A 2,502-nucleotide genomic window follows, 5' to 3' on the forward strand; every position below is an offset into this window, starting at 1 on the left:
GATGGTAGTTCTGGTTATTTAGAACAAATGTTTTTTTGGGTTCCAAAGGGTTCTTCTATATGTATGGGGTATAGTGCTTATGAAACTACTTCTTCTGTATATTATTATAATCTTTCTGAATATGCTCGTGTTTATACAAATTCTAATGTTGGTTGTATGGGTAGTGTTCAAATTATGAATTATGCAGATTGGAATGATAGATTTGGTGGGTTTACTTTTACAGAAACTAATAGCGATTCATCTTTTGAAACTGATAAGTCTTTAGGAATTAATAATTTTCGCTTTAGGGTTCAACCGTCTAATATTAGCCGTTATAAATTAGTTGCTACTAATATACCGCTTGTGAAGTGTGCTGAAAATTTGAGTGGTTCAATCACTGATTATTCAAATTGTAAGAAGTTTTTAGAGGGTGACACAAGTCTTGCTGATAATTCAGATCCAGATTATGTTGATAAGCCGACTTATCCAGCAGAATCATTTTATTGGGATTCAATGACTTGCAAGCCGTCTAGTGTAGGAAATTCAAAATATGCATTTTCTTTTAATTATACTTATTCGTGTCCTCTTATGACTGATCCTACTGAGATGTTTAGTTGTGATGTTGTTTACAATAGTGATATACGTTATCAGGATGGTAAGGGACGTGTACATACTTATACAGATTCTAAAACAGATACTTTTAATTTGAATAAACATAAAAATGGTTATGTTAATAAATCTTTATATTTAAATAGTACATTATTGGATAATACTGGTTCTTCTGCTCAGCATAAATTGGATGAATTGTTCGATGGTATTGTTGGATTGTTTGGACATGTTGATCTTGATACTAGAAGCGATACTGAAATAACGGTTAAATCTGCGAAAATATATGTAACTGTATTTCTTTATCATGTGCCTGATCCAGATACTTTATTCTCAAATTCTGACATTATGCAGAGTGCAAAAGAGAATATGATAATGTCTACTGATGTTCGTGCTTTTTCATTTGATTTGTTTAATTTGAAAGAGGATGCAGATGGTGCAGTTGTTAAACCGACTGTAACAACTGAAGATGTAAAAGACAACGATGGGAATGTTGTTGATAAAAAAGTTACTGATGTTGCTGCTTCAGATGACTCGGGAAAAACAGTTATTAATATAACTATTGATAATAGTAATAAAGTTACTGATGGTAATGCAAATATAAATACTGGTGGCGGGTCAAGTGATGATGACGATGAAGATAAAAATTCTAAATCATTCTGGAAGTATGTGACTGGTATTGTGGCGTTTTTTACTGCTTTACTTAATAGTGATTCTGGGTTATTTGCAGTGATTGCATCTTATTTTAAATTTATTCCAGCCGATTTCTGGAGTGTAACAATCGGTGCAATAGTAGTTATTGCTATCTTGTCGATTTACAGACTTGCTAAAAAAGGTGGGTGATTGAATGTTAGAACTTGTATCACTTGTTGCTAAAGTAGTGTTTTATGGGCTTACATATGAGTTTACTTTGGGCGGTATAACCTTCTCAGCGTGGAAAATTTTTATAACATATCTTGTGTGCCAGCTTGTTGGCTATGCCATATGGGTATTTATTAAAGGTGTGGCTCAGGATGCTGATTATTAGATTTTTATTCTCCAGTTTTATAATACTTAATCAATTTTTTTATAAGGAAATAAATAAGGAATATTGCTCCAATTAAAATTGCTAATAGTATTGCTATATTTATTATTGTAAAAATAATGCTTGATGTTTGTGTATCTATCATATTTTATCGTTCTCCTTTTTTTATTTAGATTATAGATTAATAGGTAAAATCTATCAAGTGTATATGTTGAGGTGATATGTATGGATGCTTTTGATATTTTGATTTTAGTTCTGGGTATTTTAACAGGTGGAATTCTACTTGCTCTGAGACTTCCTTTTTATAAACTTTTAATCTATTTTGTAGCAATTATGTTTTCAGTTGGTATGCCTATAGCAATAATTTTTGGTATTGCAAAGTGTATAAAAAATTGTGATGAAGAGAGGTAAATGTTATGTGTAAAGAAAATTGCAGAGGTGTAAGGTGTACTCATTGTATTAATGATGATGCATGTTGTAATGGTGAGTATCAACCGCTTATAGATGAGACTCTTTGTAATAATTGCAGATATGCAGATATATGCTATGAAACGCATTTTCCTGTTGTTGGTTGCAGTGTATATGCACCCGATGTGCCGCTGGCGGCTTTAGCCCCTCGGCACATCGGCACTAACAAATTATCCAACCACTTCTCCTCTCTTTCTTTGAGGTTTAAAGGGAGGTGTAAATAATTGGTAGCTTTAATAGCCTTAATCGTGTTTGTAGCTGGCAGTTGTCAATTATTCAAGGAATATCATTATCTACTTGATTATAAAAGGGATGAAAGGACATTTAATGAATATCGTGAAAGGAGTAAAGAAGAACTTGAAAACATATATCAAGACGATCATTTTGATTTTTAGTATGGTGGTGTCCTGTCTGTTTGTTGCATC

4 protein-coding genes are annotated in these 2,502 nt (G+C 32.4%); 3 read left to right on the plus strand and 1 reads right to left on the minus strand.

The genetic code is table 11. From position 1 onward, the window contains the following. Both AB5150_RS15595 and AB5150_RS15600 read left to right on the plus strand, forming a co-directional pair. The coding region (locus tag AB5150_RS15595; RefSeq protein WP_368292178.1) for a hypothetical protein at positions 1-1,428 on the plus strand (1,428 nt) is incomplete at its 5' end. A gap of 4 nt (positions 1,429-1,432) precedes the next feature. Next, a complete protein-coding gene (locus AB5150_RS15600) occupies positions 1,433-1,612 on the plus strand; it encodes a hypothetical protein (RefSeq protein WP_368292179.1) in 180 nt (59 codons plus the stop codon). A gap of 4 nt (positions 1,613-1,616) precedes the next feature. Here the strand turns inward: AB5150_RS15600 and AB5150_RS15605 are convergent, their stop codons facing one another. Beyond that, positions 1,617-1,754 carry a hypothetical protein gene (locus AB5150_RS15605; protein WP_368292180.1) on the minus strand — a complete coding sequence of 46 codons (138 nt, stop codon included), beginning with the start codon at positions 1,752-1,754 and terminating at the stop codon, positions 1,617-1,619. An 80-nt stretch (positions 1,755-1,834) separates the two neighbouring features. Between AB5150_RS15605 and AB5150_RS15610 the strand changes: the two genes are divergently transcribed. Beyond that, positions 1,835-2,020, plus strand: a complete 186-nt coding sequence (locus AB5150_RS15610) for a hypothetical protein (RefSeq protein ID WP_368292181.1) — start codon at positions 1,835-1,837, stop codon at positions 2,018-2,020. The last annotated feature ends 482 nt before the right edge of the window (positions 2,021-2,502 follow it).

The sequence above is a fragment of the Coprococcus sp. RTP21281st1_F1_RTP21281_210402 genome, from assembly GCF_040915325.1.
Classification (GTDB): Bacteria; Bacillota; Clostridia; order Lachnospirales; family Lachnospiraceae; genus Coprococcus; species Coprococcus aceti.